The sequence below is a fragment of the Ochrobactrum sp. WV_118_8 genome (genome assembly GCF_039631535.1).
Lineage (GTDB): Bacteria > Pseudomonadota > Alphaproteobacteria > Rhizobiales > Rhizobiaceae > Brucella > Brucella anthropi.
The window spans coordinates 1,782,920-1,803,036 of the sequence record NZ_JBDIUZ010000001.1 but is presented as its reverse complement, the minus strand read 5'-3'; the positions used below and the strand labels follow the sequence as shown (position 1 = coordinate 1,803,036).

The following is a 20,117-nucleotide window of genomic DNA, read 5'->3' as shown; positions in this document are numbered from 1 at the left end:
TGAAGGTTTGTGCAGGAACGCTCGCTTTGGAGCGAGCGTTCCCGCGTAACAAGGAACAGATGAAATGAACGGTCAAAACATCCGCATTCGCCTCAAGGCGTTTGATCATCGGATCCTTGACGCTTCGACGCGGGAAATCGTGTCGACTGCCAAGCGTACCGGTGCAAATGTGCGCGGACCGATCCCGCTTCCTACGCGGATCGAGAAGTTCACGGTTAACCGGTCGCCGCACATCGACAAGAAGAGCCGCGAGCAGTTCGAGATGCGCACGCACAAGCGTCTTCTCGATATCGTTGACCCGACCCCGCAGACGGTGGACGCGCTGATGAAGCTCGATCTGTCCGCCGGTGTCGATGTCGAGATCAAGCTTTAATCGGCTTGAGGACGGAAGGAACGAACCCGATGCGTTCAGGTGTTATTGCACAGAAGCTGGGCATGACCCGCGTCTATAACGACGCCGGCGAGCATGTGCCGGTGACGGTTCTCCGCATGGAGAATTGCCACGTGGTAGCTCAGCGTACAGTTGAAAAGAATGGTTACACGGCTGTTCAGCTTGGCGTTGGACTTGCCAAGGTAAAGAACACGTCCAAGGCTATGCGCGGTCATTTCGCGAAGGCCGAGGTCGAGCCAAAGGCGAAGGTCGCGGAATTCCGCGTTTCGCCGGACAACCTCCTCGAAGTCGGCGCTGAAATCACCGCCGAACACTTCGTCGCTGGCCAGAAGGTCGATGTGACGGGTACTTCGATTGGTAAGGGCTTTGCTGGTGTTATGAAGCGTCATAACTTCGCCGGTCATCGCGCTTCCCATGGTAACTCCATTACCCACCGCGCTCACGGCTCGACCGGTCAGCGTCAGGACCCGGGTAAGGTGTTCAAGGGCAAGAAGATGGCTGGTCACATGGGCCAGACCCGCGTAACCACGCAGAATATTGAAGTTGTCTCGACGGACAGCGATCGCGGCCTCATTCTGGTTCGCGGTGCGGTTCCTGGCTCCAAGGGCGCCTGGATCATCGTGCGCGATGCGGTAAAGGTCTCGCTGCCTGAGAACGCGCCGAAGCCGGCCGCTCTGCGTGCAGGTGCCGCGAAGGCTGAAGCTGTCGCGACTGAGGGAGCCGAATAATGGATCTCACGATTACCACTCTTGAAGGCAAGGATGCCGGCAAGGTCAAGCTGAACGAAGAAATCTTCGGCCTCGACCCGCGTGACGACATTCTTCAGCGCGTTGTGCGCTGGCAGCTGGCTCGCCGCCAGCAGGGCTCCCATAAGGCTCAGGGCCGTGGCGACGTAAGCCGCACCGGCGCAAAGATGTACAAGCAGAAGGGTACGGGTCGCGCTCGTCACCATTCGGCTCGCGCTCCGCAGTTCCGCGGTGGTGGTCAGGCTCACGGACCGGTTGTCCGTTCGCACGATCACGATCTGCCGAAGAAGGTTCGCGCTCTTGGCCTGCGTCATGCCCTGTCTGCAAAGGCAAAGGCATCTGACCTGATCATCATCGATGATCTGGCTGCAACGGAAGCCAAGACGAAGCAGCTTGTTTCGCAGTTCGCCAAGCTCGGTCTTGAAAATGCACTCGTCATCGGCGGTGCAGAGATCGACGTGAACTTCCAGCGCGCGGCTTCGAACATCCCGAACATCGACGTTCTGCCGGTGCAGGGCATCAATGTTTACGACATCCTTCGCCGCGGCAAGCTCGTTCTTTCCAAGGCGGCTGTCGAAGCCCTCGAGGAGCGTTTCAAATGACTGATCTTCGCCATTACGACGTGATCGTCAGCCCGGTTATCACCGAGAAGTCCACCATGGTTTCCGAACACAACCAGGTTGTCTTCAACGTAGCCCGCAAGGCAACGAAGCCGGAAATCAAGGCTGCAGTCGAAGCGCTGTTCGGCGTCAAGGTTACCGCAGTCAACACTGCAGTGCGCAAGGGTAAGGTTAAGCGGTTCCGCGGCCTCATCGGGCGCCAGAGCGACGTCAAGAAAGCGATCGTTACTTTGGCCGAAGGCCAGAGCATCGACGTTTCGACCGGTCTCTGAGAGGCCATGGAGTAAGAGACAATGGCACTCAAGCATTTTAATCCGATCACGCCAGGCCAGCGTCAGCTGGTCATCGTGGACCGTTCGGGACTCTACAAGGGCAAGCCGGTCAAGTCCCTGACCGAAGGTCTGTCCAAGAAGGGTGGCCGTAACAACACCGGTCGTATCACTGTTCGCTTTCAGGGCGGTGGTCACAAGCGTACGTACCGTTTCATCGATTTCAAGCGTCGCAAGCTTGACGTCGTCGGCACTGTCGAACGTCTGGAATACGATCCGAACCGCACCGCGTTCATCGCGCTGATCCGTTACGAAGACGGTGAACTGGCATACATCCTGGCTCCGCAGCGTCTGGCTGTTGGTGACAAGGTTGTTGCAGGCAACTCCGTTGACGTGAAGCCGGGCAACGCAATGCCGCTCGCTTCCATGCCGGTTGGTACGATCGTTCACAACGTCGAACTGAAGCCTGGCAAGGGCGGTCAGATCGCTCGTTCGGCTGGCACCTACGCCCAGCTGGTTGGTCGCGATCAGGGCATGGCCATTCTGCGCCTCAACTCCGGTGAACAGCGTCTGGTTCCAGGTGCCTGCTTCGCTTCGGTCGGTGCAGTGTCCAACCCGGACCACGGCAACATCAACGACGGTAAGGCCGGTCGTTCGGTGTGGCGTGGCAAGCGTCCGCACGTTCGCGGCGTTGCTATGAACCCGGTTGATCACCCGCATGGTGGTGGTGAAGGTCGTACGTCGGGTGGTCGTCACCCTGTCACTCCGTGGGGCAAGCCTACGAAGGGCAAGAAGACGCGCTCGAACAAGTCGACCGACAAGTTCATCATGCGTTCGCGCCATCAGCGCAAGAAGTAAGAGAGGTAGTCTGAAGTGGCTCGTTCAGTTTGGAAAGGTCCGTTCGTCGATGGCTATCTTCTCACGAAGGCTGAGAAGGTACGCGATGGCGGTCGTAATGAAGTTATCAAGATGTGGAGCCGTCGCTCCACCATCCTGCCGCAGTTTGTCGGTCTGACTTTCGGCGTCTACAACGGCAACAAGCATGTGCCGGTGTCGATTTCGGAAGAAATGGTCGGACACAAGTTCGGTGAATTCGCGCCTACACGTACCTACTACGGTCACGGCGCGGACAAGAAGTCGAAGAGGAAGTAACGATGGGCAAGGCTAAAGCTCCCCGTCAGCTCAAGGACAACGAAGCGCAAGCTGTTGCCCGTACGCTGCGCGTCAGCCCGCAGAAGCTGAACCTTGTTGCGAGCATGATCCGCGGCAAGAAGGTGAATGCGGCTCTTGCCGATCTGACGTTCTCGCGTAAGCGGATCGCCGATACGGTTAAGAAGACGCTCCAGTCCGCAATTGCGAACGCAGAAAACAACCATGACCTCGACGTCGATTCTCTGATCGTCGCCGAAGCCTATGTAGGTAAGTCGATCGTCATGAAGCGCTTCCACGTCCGTGGCCGTGGCCGCGCGAGCCGTATCGAGAAGCCGTTTTCGCATCTCACCATTGTTGTCCGCGAAGTCGCGGAAAAAGGGGAGGCCGCATAATGGGTCAGAAGATTAATCCGATCGGTCTTCGTCTCGGCATCAACCGCACCTGGGATTCGCGTTGGTACGCGAATACCGGTGAGTACGGCAAGCTGCTGCATGAAGATGTCAAGATCCGCGAATTCCTCACCGAGGAACTGAAGCAGGCTGCGATCTCCAAGATCGTAATCGAGCGTCCGCACAAGAAGTGCCGCGTGACGATCCATTCGGCTCGTCCGGGCATCATCATCGGCAAGAAGGGTGCAGACATCGAAAAGCTCCGCAAGAAGCTTTCCGAGATGACCAATGCCGATACGTCGCTCAACATCGTTGAAGTTCGCAAGCCGGAAATCGACGCTACGCTGATCGCTCAATCGATCGCTCAGCAGCTCGAACGCCGTGTGGCATTCCGTCGCGCCATGAAGCGTGCCGTTCAGTCGGCAATGCGTCTTGGAGCCGAAGGTATCCGTATCAACTGCTCGGGTCGTCTGGGTGGCGCGGAAATCGCTCGCATGGAATGGTACCGTGAAGGTCGCGTTCCGCTTCATACGCTTCGCGCCGATATCGACTACGGCACGGCAGAAGCGAAGACCGCTTATGGTATCTGCGGCGTGAAGGTCTGGGTCTTCAAGGGCGAGATTCTTGAACACGATCCGATGGCTTCCGAGCGTCGTGCGGTCGAGGGTGACAATCAGGGTTCCTCGTCGAACCGCCGCCGCGAAAACGCTTAAAAAGCGGGCCGCGGGCGAGAAATTTGGAGTAGAGAACAATGATGCAGCCTAAGCGCACCAAGTTCCGCAAGCAGTTCAAGGGCCGTATTCACGGCAACTCGAAAGGCGGCACGGATCTGAATTTCGGTGCATTCGGTTTGAAGGCCGTTGAGCCGGAACGCGTCACTGCACGTCAGATCGAAGCGGCCCGCCGCGCGATCACCCGTCACATGAAGCGTGCCGGCCGCGTGTGGATCCGCATCTTCCCTGACCTGCCAGTTACGTCGAAGCCTACCGAAGTCCGTATGGGTAAAGGTAAGGGTTCGGTTGACTACTGGGCATGCCGTGTGGCACCAGGTCGCGTGATGTTTGAGCTTGACGGCGTACCCGAAGATGTGGCACGCGAAGCCCTCAGACTCGGCGCAGCAAAGTTGCCGATCAAGACGCGCTTTATCCAGCGCATTGCTGAATAAGAGAGAGGCAACTATGAAAGCCGCAGACGTTCGGGCGAAGAGCCTCGATCAACTGAATGACGAGCTGGGCACCCTGAAGAAAGAGCAGTTCAACCTGCGCTTTCAGAAGGCCACCGGCCAGCTCGAAAAAACCGCGCGCGTGAAGCAGGTTCGCCGCGACATCGCGCGTATTAAGACTATTGCCCGCCAGAAGGCGGCCGCAAGCAAGGCATAAGGAAAAATATAATGCCTAAACGCGTTCTGCAGGGCGTTGTCGTCAGCGACAAGAATGACAAGACTGTTGTGGTCAAGGTTGAGCGCCGCTATTCGCATCCGCTCCTCCAGAAGACCGTGCGTCAGTCTAAGAAGTACAAGGCGCATGACGAAAACAACCAGTTCAAGGTTGGCGATCTCGTTTCCATTCAGGAATCGGCTCCAATCTCGAAGGACAAACGCTGGGTCGTTCTCACGAACGAAGCAGCAGGCTAAATTATAAACACGCAGCTTAGGTAGGGCAGGAGCCCTTAACCAGCTGAGAGGAAAGAAGGCGGCCAGTCATGATTCAGATGCAAACAAACCTCGACGTGGCGGATAACTCCGGCGCACGTCGTGTCATGTGCATCAAGGTGCTGGGCGGCTCGAAGCGGCGTTACGCTTCCGTTGGCGACATCATTGTGGTGTCGATCAAGGAAGCTATTCCGCGCGGCCGCGTCAAAAAGGGTGATGTGATGAAGGCGGTTGTTGTACGCACCGCCAAGGACATCCGTCGTCCGGACGGCAGCGTTATTCGTTTCGATAACAATGCAGCCGTTCTCATCGATAACAAGAAAGAGCCGATCGGCACGCGTATCTTCGGACCGGTTCCGCGCGAACTTCGCGCAAAGAACCACATGAAGATCATCTCGCTGGCCCCGGAAGTTCTGTAAGGAAGCAAGACGATGCAGAAGATTCGCAAAGGCGACAGCGTTGTCGTGCTGTCCGGTAAGGACAAGGGCCGTAAAGGCGAAGTTCTCAAGGTTATGCCTAAGGACGAGCAGGCGCTCGTTCGCGGTATCAACGTTGTGAAGCGTCATCAGCGTCAGACCCAGACCCAGGAAGCCGGCATTATCTCCAAGGAAGCGCCGATCCACCTGTCCAACCTGGCAATTGCTGATCCCAAGGACGGTAAGCCGACCCGCGTCGGTTTCCGCGTCGAGGACGGCAAGAAGGTTCGTGTCGCAAAACGTTCTGGAGCGCTGATCGATGGCTGAAGCTAAGGCACTTCCCCGCTTCAAGAAGCTTTACAACGAAAACATTCGTAAGGCTCTGCTTGAAGAATTCAAATACGACAACGAGATGCAGATCCCACGCATCACCAAGGTTGTCCTCAACATGGGCGTTGGCGAAGCCACTGGCGACTCCAAGAAGCCGGCTGTAGCTGCTGAAGACCTTGGCTTGATTGCTGGTCAAAAGGCTGTTATCACCCGCGCCCGTAACTCGATCGCAACATTCAAGTTGCGTGAAGGCATGCCGATCGGCACGAAGGTCACCCTTCGCCAGGACCGCATGTACGAATTCCTTGATCGTTTCATCACGATCGCTCTTCCTCGCGTTCGCGACTTCCGCGGCCTGAACCCGAAGAGCTTTGACGGACGTGGCAACTATGCCATGGGTATCAAGGAGCACATCGTGTTTCCGGAAATCAACTACGATAAGGTTGATCAGATCTGGGGCATGGACATCATCGTTTGCACGACCGCCAAGACGGATGATGAAGCGCGCGCTCTTCTGCGTGCATTCAACTTCCCCTTCCGGCAGTAACGGCAAGCGTAGCGAGGTATAATAATATGGCCAAGACTAGCGCAGTCGAAAAAAACAAGCGCCGCGAAAAGTTGGTTAAGCGTCATGCTGACAAGCGTGCACGTCTGAAGGCGATCGTAATGGATCAGGGCCTTCCGCTGGAGGAGCGCTTCCGCGCCACTATCCGGCTTGCCGAACTGCCGCGCAATTCATCGAAGGTTCGTATTCGCAATCGTTGCGAAGTTTCGGGCCGTCCGCGTGGTTATTACCGTAAACTGAAGATGTCGCGTATTGCGCTCCGTCAGTTGGGTTCGCTCGGTCAGATCCCGGGCATCGTCAAGTCGAGCTGGTAAGGAGTAGCATATGTCTGTGTCAGATCCTATCGGCGACATGCTGACCCGTATTCGTAACGCAGTAGGCCGCAAGAAGACCAAGGTTTCGACCCCGGCTTCCAAGTTGCGCGCTCGCGTTCTTGATGTTCTTCAGTCTGAAGGTTACATCCGCGGATACACGCAGAGTGAATTCGTGAACGGCAAAGCCGAGATCGAAATCGAACTGAAGTACTATGAAGGCGTTCCAGTCATTCGTGAACTGACCCGCGTTTCGAAGCCTGGCCGCCGTGTATACGTGTCGGTCAAGTCGATCCCGCAGGTTGCGAATGGTCTTGGCATCTCGATCCTGTCCACCCCTAAGGGTGTGATGGCTGATCATGAAGCCCGTGAACAAAACGTTGGTGGTGAGCTGCTCTGCCGCATCTTCTGATGCGGTTGACAGCGAACAGATAAAAGACAGGTATTAAAATGTCTCGTATCGGTAAAAAACCCGTGCCGGTCCCGGCAGGCGTGACCGCCAGTGTTGATGGGCAGATCGTCAAGGCCAAGGGCGCGAAGGGTGAACTCTCCTTCGTCGTGCACGATGAAGTTCTGGTCAAGATGGAAGACGGCGCTGTCAGCGTCGATCCGCGCGACCAGTCGAAGGAAGCTCGTTCGAAGTGGGGCATGTCCCGCACGATGATCTCCAACATTTTTGTTGGCGTGAAGGACGGCTTCGAAAAGAAGCTCGAAATCAGCGGCGTCGGTTACCGTGCTGCCATGCAGGGTAAGAACCTGCAGCTTTCGCTCGGCTTCAGCCACGAAGTGGTCTACGACGTGCCTGCTGGCATCACTGTTGCCGTTCCGAAGCCGACGGAAATCGTCGTCACCGGTATCGACAAGCAGCAGGTCGGTCAGGTCGCGGCTGAGATCCGCGAATATCGCGGCCCCGAGCCTTACAAGGGCAAGGGCGTCAAGTATGCTGGCGAGAAGATCGTCCGCAAAGAAGGCAAGAAGAAGTAAGGGAAGCGCGTCATGGCATCGCCAAAAGAAACTTTGCAGCGTCGCGCTGCTCGTGTACGCCGTCAGGTCAAGGCTGTTGCAAACGGCCGTCCGCGTCTCAGCGTGCACCGCTCTTCCAAGAACATCTACGTTCAGGTTATCGACGACGTTCGCGGTGTTACCATCGCCGCTGCTTCGACCCTGGATGGCGACCTGAAGGGCAAGCTCAAGACTGGCGCCGACTCCGCAGCAGCAGCTGCAGTTGGCAAGCTGGTCGCCGAGCGTGCCGTTAAAGCAGGCGTCAGCGAAGTAGTGTTCGACCGTGGTGCATTCATTTACCACGGCCGTGTGAAGGCTCTCGCCGAAGCTGCCCGCGAAGGCGGACTGAGCTTCTAATAGCATTTTGTGCTTCCGGAAAAGAAAAAGGAAATCAGGATATGGCACAGAGAGAACGTAACCGCGAAGATCGCGGCCGTGAGGAGCGCGACAGCGAATTCGTCGATAAGCTCGTTCACATCAACCGCGTTGCCAAGGTCGTCAAGGGCGGCCGTCGCTTCGGTTTTGCTGCGCTCGTCGTTGTTGGCGACCAGAAGGGCCGCGTAGGCTTCGGTCATGGCAAGGCTCGTGAAGTGCCGGAAGCTATCCGTAAGGCTACGGAAGCTGCCAAGCGCGACATGATCTTCGTACCGCTGCGTTCGGGCCGTACGCTGCACCACGATGTTGAAGGCCGTCACGGCGCCGGCAAGGTTCTGCTCCGCGCAGCTCCTGCTGGTAAGGGTATCATCGCCGGTGGTCCGATGCGTGCAGTGTTCGAAACGCTCGGCGTTCAGGACGTTGTCGCCAAGTCGCTTGGTTCGTCGAACCCTTACAACATGGTTCGTGCGACGTTCGATGCTCTGAAGCATCAGATGCATCCGAAGGACATCGCTGCACAGCGCGGCATCAAGTACTCGACCCTTCAGGCTCGCCGCCATGATGTGGTCGGTTCGGAAGAGTAGCCGATAGTTTGTGTTCGTCCGGGGCCGCTCAGGCCACCGGATACGCCATAGACAAGGGATTTGAGTGATGGCTGAGAAGAAGGGCAAGACGGTTACGGTCGAGCAGATCGGAAGCCCAATCCGTCGTCCAGCCGAGCAGCGCGCAACGCTGATCGGTCTGGGTCTTAATAAAATGCACCGCCGCAGCACGCTGGAAGATACTCCGGCAGTTCGTGGCATGATCGCCAAGCTTCCACACCTCGTTCGAGTTGTGGACGAGGCGTGATAGCGCAGGAGATAGAGATATGAAACTCAACGATCTGCGTGACAAGCCAGGTTCGGTCAAAGCACGCAAGCGTGTTGGCCGCGGTATCGGTTCGGGCACCGGCAAGACCGGTGGTCGTGGTGTCAAGGGGCAGAAGTCCCGTTCGGGCGTCGCGATCAACGGCTTCGAAGGCGGCCAGATGCCAATCTACCGCCGTCTGCCGAAGCGCGGCTTCACCAACATCTTCGCAAAGAGCTTCAACGTTGTGTCGCTCGGCCGTGTTCAGGCCGCTATCGATGCAGGCAAGCTTGATGCCAAGGCAGTTGTGAACCTCGATTCGCTGAAGGCTGCTGGCGTGATTCGTCGTGCCAAAGACGGCGTTCGCATCCTTTCGGACGGCGAGCTGAAGGTAAAGGTTGCTTTCGAGGTAGCCGGTGCTTCCAAGGCTGCGGTCGAAAAGATCGAAAAGGCTGGCGGTAGCATCAAGCTTCCTGAAGCCGCTGCCGAATAAGGCTTCGATACAGAAATAAAAAGCGGCGGCCTCAGTGCCGCCGCTTGCACATTTATGCCAATGCGCATATCTGGGTAGGGTCTTTTTAGTCTCGAGGCGCGACCGCAATAGATTGCGCTGACGGGGGCGGAGGACCGGAGACTTTTCACCGGAGAAATTTAATGGCATCGGCTGCTGAACAGCTAGTTTCCAATCTCAATTTTTCAGCTTTCTCGAAAGCAGAAGAACTCAAGAAGCGCATCTGGTTCACGCTGGGTGCTTTGCTCGTATACCGGTTCGGCACCTATATTCCGCTTCCCGGCATCAATCCTGACGCGCTTGCGCAGGCTTTCCAGCAGCATAGCCAGGGTGTGCTCGGGCTTTTCAACATGTTCGCCGGTGGCGCCGTCGGTCGTATGGCCATTTTCGCGCTCGGCATCATGCCTTATATCTCTGCCTCCATCATCGTGCAGCTCATGACGTCGGTTGTTCCGTCTCTTGAAGCGCTGAAGAAGGAAGGCGAGGCAGGTCGCAAGATCATCAATCAGTATACGCGTTACGGCACGGTGCTTCTGGCGCTTGTTCAGGCCTACGCGATTTCTGTCGGCTTGCAGTCGGGCAACGGTATTGTCACCAATCCGGGACCGTTCTTCGTCGTTTCGTCGGTGATCACCCTTGTTGGCGGTACGATGTTCCTGATGTGGCTCGGCGAGCAGATCACTGCACGCGGTATCGGCAACGGTATCTCGCTGATCATCTTCTCCGGTATCGTGGCCAACCTGCCGCACGCTATTTCCGGCACGCTGGAACTTGGCCGTACCGGCGCGCTGTCGACGGGACTCATTCTGGGCGTTATCATTCTTGCCATCGTGCTGATTGCGGTCATCGTATTCGTTGAACGTGCGCAGCGTCGCCTTCTGATCCAGTATCCGAAGCGTCAGGTCGGCAACCGCATGTTCCAGGGCGATACGTCGCATCTGCCGTTGAAGCTCAATACCGCAGGCGTCATTCCTCCGATTTTCGCCTCGTCGTTGTTGCTTCTGCCTGCGACGGTTGCCGGTTTCGCCAACACGACGGAAATGCCGGCCTGGGCTACTACCGTTCTCAATGCACTCGGTCATGGTCAGCCGCTTTACATGCTGTTCTATGCCGCATTGATGGCATTCTTCTGCTTCTTCTACACGGCCATTGTGTTCAATCCCAAGGACACTGCTGACCAGCTCAAGAAGCATTCCGGCTTTATTCCGGGCATTCGTCCGGGTGAGCGTACCGCCGAATACATAGACTATGTGCTGACACGCATCACTGTTGTCGGCGCCATCTATATCGTGCTTGTCTGTCTCCTGCCGGAATTCCTGATTTCCGCAACCGGTGTGCCGTTCTATCTTGGTGGCACCTCGCTGCTGATCGTTGTGAGCGTAACGCTTGACACGGTTGCGCAAATTCAGGGACATCTGATCGCCCATCAGTATGAAGGGCTGATCAAGAAGTCCAAACTCAGAGGTGGGAAACGCAATAAATGAGACTGATACTTCTTGGGCCGCCCGGAGCAGGTAAGGGGACGCAGGCTGGACTTCTTACCAAGAAGCATGGAATTCCTCAGCTCTCGACCGGCGACATGCTGCGTGCAGCAGTCGCCCAGCAGAGCGAGATCGGGAAGCGCGCCAAGGCCGTGATGGACGCCGGGCAACTGGTTTCCGATGAGATCGTGAACCAGATCGTTTCGGAGCGCATCGATGCGCCTGACTGCGCGAACGGTTTCATCCTTGACGGTTATCCACGCACGGTTCCACAGGCTCAGGCTCTGGGAACCATGCTGGCGGGGAAGGGCCTAAAGCTCGATGCAGTCATTGAGCTGAAGGTTGACGAGAATGCTCTGGTCAAGCGGATGGAGAGCCGCGTGGCTGAAACGATTGCCAAGGGTGGTCAGGTCCGTTCGGACGACAATCCTGAAGCGTTCCGCAAGCGTCTCGTGGAATACCGCGAAAAGACTTCGCCGCTTTCGAGCTATTATGCCGGAACTGGTGAACTGCGCGTCATCAATGGCATGGCGCCGGTTGAAGAAGTTACTGCCGAAATCGAGAGAATTCTGGTTCCGGCATGAAAATTGAAGGGGCTTGAAGAAGCCTCATTCCAATACGGGCAGGGAAAGCGTGAAGCGTTTTCTGCCCGTTTATTACTTCCAGAAGTTGCTTGAGTTGCCTGTCAGGCCGGTTTGATGGCTTTACGGACAGTTAAGAGTTGACTTTTTCGGGCGATTCCGTCAAAGACTGCGCCACTTCAACTGGTTTTGAATGGCGGGTATCGGCGGAAATCGAAAGAGGCCGGTACCGGTCGTTTAATGCTGTCTGGTTGATCGCATCTGCCAGATGGAAATTTTTATAACTCAAGGAGAACAGACGTGGCACGTATCGCTGGCGTCAACATCCCGACGAACAAGCGCGTTGTTATTGCGCTTCAGTACATTCACGGGATCGGACCAAAATTTGCTCGGGAAATCGTAACGAAGGTCGGCATTGCTGACGATCGTCGCGTTAACCAGCTGTCGGATGCTGAAGTCCTTCAGATCCGCGAAGCAATCGATGCTGACTACCAGGTCGAAGGTGACCTGCGTCGTGAAGTTTCGATGAACATCAAGCGCCTGATGGACCTGGGCTGCTACCGCGGTCTGCGTCATCGTCGTTCGCTGCCGGTTCGCGGCCAGCGCACGCACACCAACGCACGCACCCGCAAGGGTCCGGCGAAGGCAATCGCAGGCAAGAAGAAGTAATTTCGACGGGACATATGTTCCGTCGGGCCTTTCCGGTGCGCCGGTTGGGTTTGATGCTGGTCCTTTCTTGAGGACCGGTGTAGCCGCTGGAATTACGGCGGTGTAGAGATCGATTGAAAGGACTGTCATGGCCAAGGAAGCCACGCGCGTTCGCCGTCGCGAGCGTAAAAACATCTCGTCGGGCGTTGCCCACGTAAATTCGACGTTCAACAACACCATGATCACCATCACGGATGCTCAGGGCAATGCGATTGCCTGGTCGTCTGCCGGTGCTCAGGGGTTCAAGGGTTCGCGTAAGTCGACCCCGTTCGCCGCTCAGATCGCTGCCGAAGATTGCGCCAAGAAGGCTCAGGAACACGGTATGCGCTCCCTCGAAGTCGAGGTTTGCGGACCGGGCTCTGGCCGTGAATCCGCGCTGCGCGCCCTTCAGGCTGCCGGCTTTGTGATTACGTCGATCCGCGATGTTACGCCGATCCCGCACAACGGTTGCCGTCCGCGCAAGAAGCGCCGGGTCTAATCCTCGTTCACATGCCGTACGAGCCTCGGGCTTTTCAAGTTCGGGGTTCCTCTGCGGTTTCTACACTTGATCGCTACGATAGGATGGTAGCGACGATTGATAGAGGGATACTTACATGATCCAGAAGAACTGGCAGGAACTCATCAAGCCGAATAAGGTGGATTTCATCACCAACGGCTCCCGCACGCATGCAACCGTCGTTGCTGAGCCGCTGGAACGCGGTTTCGGTCTGACGCTCGGTAATGCTCTGCGTCGCGTGCTTCTGTCGTCGCTTCGCGGCGCTGCCGTGACCGCCATTCAGATCGATGGCGTTCTGCATGAATTCTCTTCGATTCCGGGCGTCCGCGAAGACGTTACGGATATCGTTCTGAACGTCAAGGAAATCGCCATCCGCATGGAAGGCGAGGGCCCGAAGCGCATGGTCGTCCGCAAGGAAGGCCCAGGCGTTGTTACGGCTGGCGACATTCAGACTGTCGGCGATGTCGAGATCCTTAACCCGGATCACGTCATCTGCACGCTGGACGAAGGCGCTGAAATCCGCATGGAATTCACCGTCAACACCGGCAAGGGCTATGTGCCTGCCGACCGCAACCGTGCGGAAGATGCTCCGATCGGGCTTATCCCGGTTGACAGCCTCTACTCTCCGGTTCGCAAGGTGTCGTACAAGATCGAGAACACCCGTGAAGGTCAGGTTCTCGATTATGACAAGCTGACGCTGAACATCGAGACAAACGGCTCGGTCAGCGGTGAAGACGCAGTGGCGTATGCTGCTCGTATTCTCCAGGACCAGCTGGCGATCTTCGTCAACTTCGAAGAGCCCCAGAAGGAAGCTCCGCAGGAACAGGTTGCGGAACTGGCTTTCAACCCGGCTCTGCTCAAGAAGGTCGACGAACTCGAACTGTCCGTCCGTTCGGCAAACTGCCTGAAGAACGACAACATCGTCTACATCGGCGATCTGATCCAGAAGACGGAAGCCGAGATGCTGCGGACTCCGAATTTCGGCCGCAAGTCGCTCAACGAGATCAAGGAAGTTCTGGCATCGATGGGTCTCCATCTCGGTATGGAAATCCCGTCCTGGCCGCCAGAAAACATCGAAGATCTCGCAAAGCGCTACGAAGACCAATATTAAGACCGGCAATCCGGCTAGAACTAATTAAGGAGAAGGCCATGCGCCACGGTAATGGACAGCGTAAGCTGAACCGCACTGCCTCGCATCGCAAGGCAATGTTCGCCAACATGGCGGCTTCGCTCATCGAGCATGAACAGATTGTGACCACGCTTCCTAAAGCTAAGGAAATCCGTCCGATCGTAGAAAAGCTTGTCACTCTCGGCAAGCGCGGCGATCTGCATGCACGCCGTCAGGCTATCTCGGCTATTCGCGACGTTAAGCTCGTTGCAAAGCTGTTCGATACGTTGGCTGCTCGCTATGCAACCCGCAACGGCGGCTACATCCGCATCATGAAGGCTGGCTTCCGCGCTGGCGACAACGCGCCTCTGGCGGTTGTTGAATTCGTGGAACGCGACGTCGATGCAAAGGGCAAGGCTGACCGCGCCCGCGTCGAAGCCGAACAGGCTGCTGAAGCAGACGCAGCATAATCTGCACTGTTTCTGATTATTGAAAAGGGCCGCCTTGAGCGGCCCTTTTTGTTTGTTCTTGCTGCTGTTCGGCTCTTTCGGATCGATATGTTTCACGAAAAATTGCCGTGCTGCACTTCAAGGTCACAATGTGGCCCTTTATCCTTGTCCTCAGTTGACTACATATGGACGACGAATCTCATATTTTTTCACCGAAGATATGAGTGCCCTCGGAAAGCGCGGAGTATGTGCATGAATTGGCGACGTTTAGGTGTATTGGGTCTTATGCTGACATCCATCGGGCTGGTTATGCCGCAGGCAATGGCGCAGGATGCGCCTGCAACACCTCCCAAAGAAGTGCCGCTCAGCCGCGCTGATATGCAACTTTCCTTCGCTCCTCTTGTGAAAGAGACGACACCAGCTGTTGTGAATGTCTATGCGGCGCGACAGGTGCAGGCACGGGCACAATCGCCATTTGCAGGCGATCCGTTCTTCGAGCAGTTTTTCGGGCGGCAGTTCGGGGAAAGCAAGCCACGTATCCAGCAGTCGCTCGGGTCCGGCGTGATTGTCGATAGTTCAGGCATTGTCGTGACGAACAATCACGTCATCAAGGATGCCGACGAAATCAAAGTCGCCTTGTCGGACGGTCGCGAGTTCGAAAGCAAGCTGCTTCTGCGTGATGAAACCACGGACCTTGCCGTGTTAAAAATTGAAGCCAAGGACAAGTTTCCAGTGTTGGGCCTCGGCAATTCCGACGAAGTCGAAGTTGGCGATCTGGTGCTGGCCATCGGCAATCCGTTCGGGGTCGGACAGACTGTGACGAGCGGTATCGTGTCGGCGCAATCCCGAACACAGGTTGGCATTTCCGATTTTGATTTCTTTATCCAGACGGATGCGGCTATCAATCCCGGCAACTCCGGTGGCGCATTGATTGACATGCGCGGACGCCTGATAGGTATCAACACAGCGATCTATTCACGTTCTGGCGGTTCCGTGGGCATCGGCTTTGCTATTCCGTCCAATATGGTCCGCGCTGTCGTGGAAGCTGCGCAGAATGGCAGCAAAAGTTTCGAGCGCCCCTATATCGGCGCGACTTTCCAAGGGGTCACCTCCGATCTGGCCGAAGGGCTTGGAATGGAAAAGCCCTACGGTGCCCTGATCACGGCAGTTGCAAAAGGTGGTCCTGCAGAAGCCGCAGGGCTGAAGATCGGCGATGTGGTTCTGTCCGTTCAGGGCGTTCGTGTCGATAATCAGGATGTGCTTGGTTATCGTCTATCGACGGCTGGCATTGGTAACACCGTGTCGGTCGAAATCATGCGGGATGGAAAGAACCAGACCATCCCGGTGAAGCTTTCCAAAGCGCCTGAAGTCAAGGAAACTGCGCCGCAGGTGATCAAGGGCGATAATCCCTTCGCCGGTGCAGCTGTTCTTGTGCTGACGCCATCCACCGCTAAAAAGCTGCGTCTCAAGAGTGAAAGCCAGGGGGTGGTCGTTGTTGACGTTTATTCCGGCTCGCCGGCGGCACGGCTCGGATTGCGCCCGGGCGACATTGTTCGAAGCATCAACGGAAATCCTATCCGCTCCGTGGAGGAGATGACCGCGATTCTGGATGGGGGACGTGGTCTTGCCTGGCGGCTTGAGGTGGAACGCAACGGAACGTTGTTGCGTCAGTTCGTGCGTTAAAACTGTCGGCCAGTATATCGCCAAAAGTTGCATGCCGCTTCGGGTAGCATTATGCCTGAAGCGGCGTTTAATTTATCGATCGAGCGAATGAAATGAGCGACCTTTTCTCAGCAGCGGCAGACCCGAACGCGGACCGCAACCGGCCGCTTGCTGACCGTCTGCGCCCGAAGCATTTGTCGGAAGTAACCGGTCAGGAACATCTGACCGGACCAGAAGGTGTGCTGACGCGCATGATTGCATCCGGTTCGCTCGGTTCCATGATCTTCTGGGGACCTCCGGGAACCGGCAAGACGACCGTTGCCCGCCTGCTTGCTGGAGAAACTGATCTCGCGTTTGAGCAGATTTCGGCGATCTTCTCCGGCGTTGCCGATCTCAAGAAGGTTTTCGAGACTGCTCGTGCGCGGCGTATGTCGGGCCGGCAGACACTGCTTTTCGTAGACGAAATTCATCGCTTTAATCGCGCCCAGCAGGATTCGTTTTTGCCGGTCATGGAAGACGGCACTGTTATCCTGATCGGCGCCACGACGGAAAACCCGTCTTTCGAGCTCAATGCTGCTCTTTTGTCCCGGGCGAGGGTGCTTACTTTTCATCCCCATGATGGCGAGAGCATTGCAACACTTCTGACCCGTGCCGAAGAGCAAGAAGAACGTCCATTGCCGCTGGACGAGGAAGCACGGGTAAGCCTTGTTCGGATGGCTGACGGCGATGGACGTGCTGCGCTGACGCTTGCCGAGGAAGTCTGGCGCGCGGCCCGTCCCGATGAAGTTTTTACTGCCGAAAAGCTGCAGGATGTCGTGCAACGTCGCGCCCCCGTTTATGACAAGGGGCAGGACGGGCATTACAATCTGATTTCGGCGCTGCATAAATCGGTGCGGGGATCGGACCCTGACGCAGCGCTCTACTATCTTTCTCGTATGTTCGATGCGGGCGAAGATCCGTTATATCTTGGGCGGCGGCTGGTGCGCATGGCGGTGGAAGATATCGGCTTGGCCGACCCGCAGGCACTGGTCATCTGCAACGCCGCCAAGGATGCCTATGACTATCTCGGTTCGCCGGAAGGCGAACTGGCGCTCGCACAGGCCTGTGTTTATCTTGCAACGGCTCCGAAATCGAACGCCGTCTATGTGGCCTATAAAGCCTCAATGCGTGCGGCCAAGGAGAACGGTTCACTGCTGCCGCCGAAGCATATTCTCAACGCGCCAACCAAGCTTATGAAGAACGAGGGCTACGGCGATGGCTATGCCTATGACCACGACCAGCCAGACGCGTTTTCAGGACAGGATTATTTCCCGGAAAGCATGGGCAGGCAAAAATTCTATGATCCGCCGGAGCGGGGTTTTGAGCGAGATATCCGCAAGCGCCTCGAATACTGGGCGCGGTTGCGACAGGAGCGCCAGGGACGCCGTTGAAGTTTGGAGCAGTTCTGTTCCGGCGCAATCGCTCTAACCATTGGTTTTCACGCAGTTTCGACCGTTGAAAATGCGCTATCCCCATAGTTATCCACATTCTATAGCGCGGCGATCAGGATGAGACGCGGGCGACAATCTGGATGAGATTCTTATGTCGCGGTCGAGTTGAAGTTATCACGTTGAATGTCGCTGGCAAGCTCTTCGTCGCTTTCTGATTGTCGCTCCGCGGCAATCACCGTCGAGGTTTTGATTGTCGCAAAAGATGCCGGTCGTCCGCGTTGGCGTTTTTCCTCCAGCGCCGTTCTTCGCCGGTAGCTTTCGACATTCATCTCGAAGATCGTAGCGTGATGAACAAGCCGGTCGACCGCTGCGAGTGTCATGGCAGGATCTGGGAAGACCCGGTTCCACTCTCCAAATGGCTGGTTTGCGGTAATCAAGACCGATCTGTGCTCGTAGCGTGCCGATATCAGCTCGAAGAGCACGCTCGTTTCGGCCTGATCCTTGGTGACGTAGGCGAGATCATCGAGGATGAGCAAGTCGAACTTGTCGAGTTTGGCGATAGCAGATTCGAGCTGCAGTTCCCTGCGCGCGACCTGTAGCTTTTGCACGAGGTCGGTTGTTCGGGTGAATAGCACGCGCCATCCATTCTCGATAAGTGCGAGGCCGATAGCGGCAGCGAGATGGCTCTTTCCTCCACCGGGTGGGCCGAACATGAGGATATTGGCACCTTTGGCGAGCCAACTGTCGCCAGCGGTAATTGCCATGACCTGGGCCTTTGAGACCATGGGCACGGCGTCGAAAGCGAAGCTATCCAGGGTCTTTCCAGGTGGCAGGTGTGCCTCAGCGAGATGCCTTTCAATCCTGCGGTGGGCACGCTCGGCCAATTCGTGCTCGGCGATGGCCGATAGGAAGCGTGCGGCCGGCCATCCTTCTCGATCGGCCTGTTCGGCAAATTGCGACCATAGAGTCTTGATTGTCGGCAGTCGGAGTTCGTTGAGCATGATGCCGAGCCGCGCTTCATCGATGACATGAGCGTTCTTCATGCTGCTTCTCCTGTCCCGATCAAGGCCTCGTAGCCATGAAGCGATGCGAGTTGGACATGGACGGTCGGCAATTTGGCTGGATCGGGACCGAAGAGCGCTTGCATTGCAGCCAGATCGGGCAGATCTCCGGCATCGAGTGTCGTGGCCAATTCTTCGGCAAGTTCGCGCTCGCAGCCGCGATCATGCGCCAGCGCCAGAAGCTCGACGGTGATCTTGCAGGCCTGCTTGTCGGGAAGATGCTCGATGAGTGTCTCGTAGGCTCTGCGGTATTCCTGCCGTGGAAAGAGCTTGTCACGATAGACGAGACCACGCAGCGCCATCGGCTTTTTGCGCAGGGAATGGATGATGTGGTGGTAATTGACGACCTGATCATGCCGCCCGTCGGCATGGCCACGTCCCCTGCGCAGCGTCATCAGGTGCGTACCCCCGACAAAGACATCAAGCCGATCGTCGAACAAGCGCACCCGAAGTCTATGCCCGATGAGGCGGGACGGCACGGTGTAGAACACCTTGCGCAAGGTAAAGCCGCCGGTGCGAGATACCGTCACGACAACCTCTTCGAAGTCCGTGGTCCGGCGCTCGGGCAGCGCCTGCAAATGGGACCGCTCGGCATCGATACGCTTGCCATGGGCGGCGTTGCGCCGGCTGACAATCTCGTCGACAAAGGCGCGGTAAGAGCTGAGATCAGCGAATTCCCTGGTACCGCGCATCAGCAAGGCATCACGAACAGCATTCTTGAGATGGCCATGGGAGCTTTCGATCGAGCCGTTCTCATGTGCGATGCCCTTGTTGTTGCGCGTCGGCGTCATGCGATAATGGGCACACAGTTCGTCATAGCGATTTGTCAGGTCGACCTTGGCATCGGCATCGAGGTTGCGGAAGGCGGCCGACAGACTGTCGCTGCGGTGATAAAGGGGCGCGCCCCCCACAGACCACAGGGCGTTCTGCAACCCTTCTGCCAGCGCAACGAAGCTCTCGCCGCCGAGAATGACATGAGCATGCTCGAACCCAGACCAGACAAGCCGGAAGTGATAAAACAAATGATCGAGCGGCTGGCCGGCGACTGTGATGCCGAGGCTGCTCATGTCAGTAAAATCCGAAAGGCCCAGCCGACCAGGTTCATGCGTCTGGCGGAAGATGACCTCCTGGGCCTCACCGTGAACAGCACGCCAGGACCGGATGCGACGCTCGAGCGTGCGGCGGATACCTTCGGGCAGTTCTGGATGCCGCCGTAGCATCTCGTTGAAAACGGCCACGGCGCGGATGCCCGGTGCTGCTTTGAGGAGCGGAACAACTTCCGTATCGAATATCGGCTCAAGCGGATCAGGACGACGACGCCCGCGTGGTGCTTTGCTTTGGGATGGAAGTTGCGTCTCCTTATCGAGACGATAGGCCGTGGCCCGGCTGATCGACGCTTTTGCAGCGGCGACCTCTACTGAATGCATTTGTCGATACTTCATGAATAATCTCATCTGATGATCGGTTACATGACGACCCGGCACAAACTGGTTCTCCAATCCAGAAAACCTGAAATGTATCGGACCGACCGCGATCATGAGACGTCGAAAATCTGCGCCGCGCCGGG

General features: G+C 56.9%; 31 protein-coding genes. 29 read left to right on the top strand and 2 right to left on the bottom strand.

The window, feature by feature from the left end; translation table 11 throughout:
* The first annotated feature begins 64 nt into the window (after positions 1–64).
* The 29 genes from rpsJ (at position 65) to ABDF71_RS08570 (ending at position 17,489) form a co-directional block, all read left to right on the top strand.
* Positions 65–373 carry a 30S ribosomal protein S10 gene (gene rpsJ, locus ABDF71_RS08710; protein WP_002964363.1) on the top strand — a complete coding sequence of 103 codons (309 nt, stop codon included), beginning with the start codon at positions 65–67 and terminating at the stop codon, positions 371–373.
* A gap of 29 nt (positions 374–402) precedes the next feature.
* Positions 403–1,119: a 50S ribosomal protein L3 gene (gene rplC / locus ABDF71_RS08705; protein WP_012091910.1), complete on the top strand. Its 717-nt coding sequence runs from the start codon at positions 403–405 to the stop codon at positions 1,117–1,119.
* Positions 1,119–1,739, top strand: coding sequence for a 50S ribosomal protein L4 (gene rplD, locus ABDF71_RS08700; RefSeq protein WP_010659915.1), 621 nt, complete (start codon positions 1,119–1,121; stop codon positions 1,737–1,739). The genes rplC and rplD overlap by 1 nt, the downstream gene beginning before the upstream one ends.
* The gene (locus ABDF71_RS08695) at positions 1,736–2,029 is read left to right on the top strand and encodes a 50S ribosomal protein L23 (protein WP_006467028.1); all 294 of its coding nucleotides are present in this window, start codon (positions 1,736–1,738) and stop codon (positions 2,027–2,029) included. Before rplD ends, ABDF71_RS08695 begins: the two co-directional genes overlap by 4 nt.
* A 21-nt stretch (positions 2,030–2,050) precedes the next feature.
* Positions 2,051–2,884: a 50S ribosomal protein L2 gene (gene rplB / locus ABDF71_RS08690; RefSeq protein ID WP_010659916.1), complete on the top strand. Its 834-nt coding sequence runs from the start codon at positions 2,051–2,053 to the stop codon at positions 2,882–2,884.
* 15 nt (positions 2,885–2,899) lie between these two features.
* The gene (gene rpsS / locus ABDF71_RS08685; RefSeq protein WP_151663009.1) at positions 2,900–3,178 is read left to right on the top strand and encodes a 30S ribosomal protein S19; all 279 of its coding nucleotides are present in this window, start codon (positions 2,900–2,902) and stop codon (positions 3,176–3,178) included.
* Between the two features lie 2 nt (positions 3,179–3,180).
* A complete protein-coding gene (gene rplV / locus ABDF71_RS08680) occupies positions 3,181–3,570 on the top strand; it encodes a 50S ribosomal protein L22 (protein WP_010659918.1) in 390 nt (129 codons plus the stop codon).
* Positions 3,570–4,280 (top strand): 30S ribosomal protein S3, encoded by a 711-nt coding sequence (gene rpsC / locus ABDF71_RS08675; protein WP_006467024.1) that lies wholly within the window; start codon positions 3,570–3,572, stop codon positions 4,278–4,280. The genes rplV and rpsC overlap by 1 nt, the downstream gene beginning before the upstream one ends.
* Before the next feature lie 38 nt (positions 4,281–4,318).
* Positions 4,319–4,732: a 50S ribosomal protein L16 gene (gene rplP, locus ABDF71_RS08670; RefSeq protein ID WP_006467023.1), complete on the top strand. Its 414-nt coding sequence runs from the start codon at positions 4,319–4,321 to the stop codon at positions 4,730–4,732.
* A 13-nt stretch (positions 4,733–4,745) separates the two neighbouring features.
* A complete protein-coding gene (gene rpmC, locus ABDF71_RS08665; protein WP_006467022.1) occupies positions 4,746–4,946 on the top strand; it encodes a 50S ribosomal protein L29 in 201 nt (66 codons plus the stop codon).
* An 11-nt stretch (positions 4,947–4,957) separates the two neighbouring features.
* A complete protein-coding gene (gene rpsQ, locus ABDF71_RS08660) occupies positions 4,958–5,200 on the top strand; it encodes a 30S ribosomal protein S17 (protein ID WP_010659919.1) in 243 nt (80 codons plus the stop codon).
* Between the two features lie 68 nt (positions 5,201–5,268).
* Positions 5,269–5,637, top strand: coding sequence for a 50S ribosomal protein L14 (gene rplN / locus ABDF71_RS08655; RefSeq protein ID WP_004683923.1), 369 nt, complete (start codon positions 5,269–5,271; stop codon positions 5,635–5,637).
* 12 nt (positions 5,638–5,649) lie between these two features.
* Positions 5,650–5,961: a 50S ribosomal protein L24 gene (rplX, locus tag ABDF71_RS08650; protein ID WP_010659920.1), complete on the top strand. Its 312-nt coding sequence runs from the start codon at positions 5,650–5,652 to the stop codon at positions 5,959–5,961.
* A complete protein-coding gene (gene rplE / locus ABDF71_RS08645) occupies positions 5,954–6,511 on the top strand; it encodes a 50S ribosomal protein L5 (protein WP_010659921.1) in 558 nt (185 codons plus the stop codon). Before rplX ends, rplE begins: the two co-directional genes overlap by 8 nt.
* Before the next feature lie 26 nt (positions 6,512–6,537).
* Complete coding sequence (gene rpsN, locus ABDF71_RS08640) at positions 6,538–6,843, top strand: 30S ribosomal protein S14 (RefSeq protein ID WP_010659922.1); 306 nt, start codon at positions 6,538–6,540, stop codon at positions 6,841–6,843.
* Positions 6,844–6,853: 10 nt separating this feature from the next.
* On the top strand, positions 6,854–7,252 hold the full coding sequence (rpsH, locus tag ABDF71_RS08635) for a 30S ribosomal protein S8 (RefSeq protein WP_007875325.1): 399 nt from the start codon (positions 6,854–6,856) through the stop codon (positions 7,250–7,252).
* Positions 7,253–7,290: 38 nt separating this feature from the next.
* On the top strand, positions 7,291–7,824 hold the full coding sequence (gene rplF / locus ABDF71_RS08630) for a 50S ribosomal protein L6 (protein ID WP_010659923.1): 534 nt from the start codon (positions 7,291–7,293) through the stop codon (positions 7,822–7,824).
* Positions 7,825–7,836: 12 nt separating this feature from the next.
* Positions 7,837–8,199: a 50S ribosomal protein L18 gene (gene rplR / locus ABDF71_RS08625; RefSeq protein WP_010659924.1), complete on the top strand. Its 363-nt coding sequence runs from the start codon at positions 7,837–7,839 to the stop codon at positions 8,197–8,199.
* A 41-nt stretch (positions 8,200–8,240) separates the two neighbouring features.
* Complete coding sequence (rpsE, locus tag ABDF71_RS08620) at positions 8,241–8,801, top strand: 30S ribosomal protein S5 (RefSeq protein ID WP_006467009.1); 561 nt, start codon at positions 8,241–8,243, stop codon at positions 8,799–8,801.
* 67 nt (positions 8,802–8,868) lie between these two features.
* A complete protein-coding gene (rpmD, locus tag ABDF71_RS08615) occupies positions 8,869–9,066 on the top strand; it encodes a 50S ribosomal protein L30 (protein ID WP_002967737.1) in 198 nt (65 codons plus the stop codon).
* Between the two features lie 19 nt (positions 9,067–9,085).
* Positions 9,086–9,556 (top strand): 50S ribosomal protein L15, encoded by a 471-nt coding sequence (gene rplO / locus ABDF71_RS08610; RefSeq protein ID WP_151663010.1) that lies wholly within the window; start codon positions 9,086–9,088, stop codon positions 9,554–9,556.
* Positions 9,557–9,717: 161 nt separating this feature from the next.
* Positions 9,718–11,058 (top strand): preprotein translocase subunit SecY, encoded by a 1,341-nt coding sequence (gene secY, locus ABDF71_RS08605; RefSeq protein WP_010659926.1) that lies wholly within the window; start codon positions 9,718–9,720, stop codon positions 11,056–11,058.
* Positions 11,055–11,639, top strand: coding sequence for an adenylate kinase (locus ABDF71_RS08600; RefSeq protein ID WP_010659927.1), 585 nt, complete (start codon positions 11,055–11,057; stop codon positions 11,637–11,639). Before secY ends, ABDF71_RS08600 begins: the two co-directional genes overlap by 4 nt.
* A gap of 297 nt (positions 11,640–11,936) precedes the next feature.
* Positions 11,937–12,305 (top strand): 30S ribosomal protein S13, encoded by a 369-nt coding sequence (gene rpsM, locus ABDF71_RS08595; protein ID WP_006467002.1) that lies wholly within the window; start codon positions 11,937–11,939, stop codon positions 12,303–12,305.
* A gap of 127 nt (positions 12,306–12,432) precedes the next feature.
* Positions 12,433–12,822 (top strand): 30S ribosomal protein S11, encoded by a 390-nt coding sequence (rpsK, locus tag ABDF71_RS08590; protein ID WP_002964339.1) that lies wholly within the window; start codon positions 12,433–12,435, stop codon positions 12,820–12,822.
* A 115-nt stretch (positions 12,823–12,937) separates the two neighbouring features.
* Positions 12,938–13,951: a DNA-directed RNA polymerase subunit alpha gene (locus ABDF71_RS08585; protein ID WP_006467001.1), complete on the top strand. Its 1,014-nt coding sequence runs from the start codon at positions 12,938–12,940 to the stop codon at positions 13,949–13,951.
* A gap of 38 nt (positions 13,952–13,989) precedes the next feature.
* Positions 13,990–14,418, top strand: coding sequence for a 50S ribosomal protein L17 (gene rplQ / locus ABDF71_RS08580; protein ID WP_010659928.1), 429 nt, complete (start codon positions 13,990–13,992; stop codon positions 14,416–14,418).
* Between the two features lie 231 nt (positions 14,419–14,649).
* On the top strand, positions 14,650–16,080 hold the full coding sequence (locus ABDF71_RS08575; protein WP_012091913.1) for a DegQ family serine endoprotease: 1,431 nt from the start codon (positions 14,650–14,652) through the stop codon (positions 16,078–16,080).
* Between the two features lie 92 nt (positions 16,081–16,172).
* Entirely contained in the window at positions 16,173–17,489 is a 1,317-nt protein-coding gene (locus ABDF71_RS08570; RefSeq protein ID WP_012091914.1) for a replication-associated recombination protein A, read from the top strand.
* Positions 17,490–17,638: 149 nt separating this feature from the next.
* Here ABDF71_RS08570 and istB read toward each other — a convergent pair whose 3' ends face one another.
* Together istB and istA are read right to left on the bottom strand one after the other, a co-directional pair.
* Positions 17,639–18,532: an IS21-like element helper ATPase IstB gene (istB, locus tag ABDF71_RS08565; RefSeq protein ID WP_500060852.1), complete on the bottom strand. Its 894-nt coding sequence runs from the start codon at positions 18,530–18,532 to the stop codon at positions 17,639–17,641.
* Positions 18,529–20,034 carry an IS21 family transposase gene (gene istA / locus ABDF71_RS08560; protein WP_500060850.1) on the bottom strand — a complete coding sequence of 502 codons (1,506 nt, stop codon included), beginning with the start codon at positions 20,032–20,034 and terminating at the stop codon, positions 18,529–18,531. The genes istB and istA overlap by 4 nt, the downstream gene beginning before the upstream one ends.
* Between the last annotated feature and the right edge of the window lie 83 nt (positions 20,035–20,117).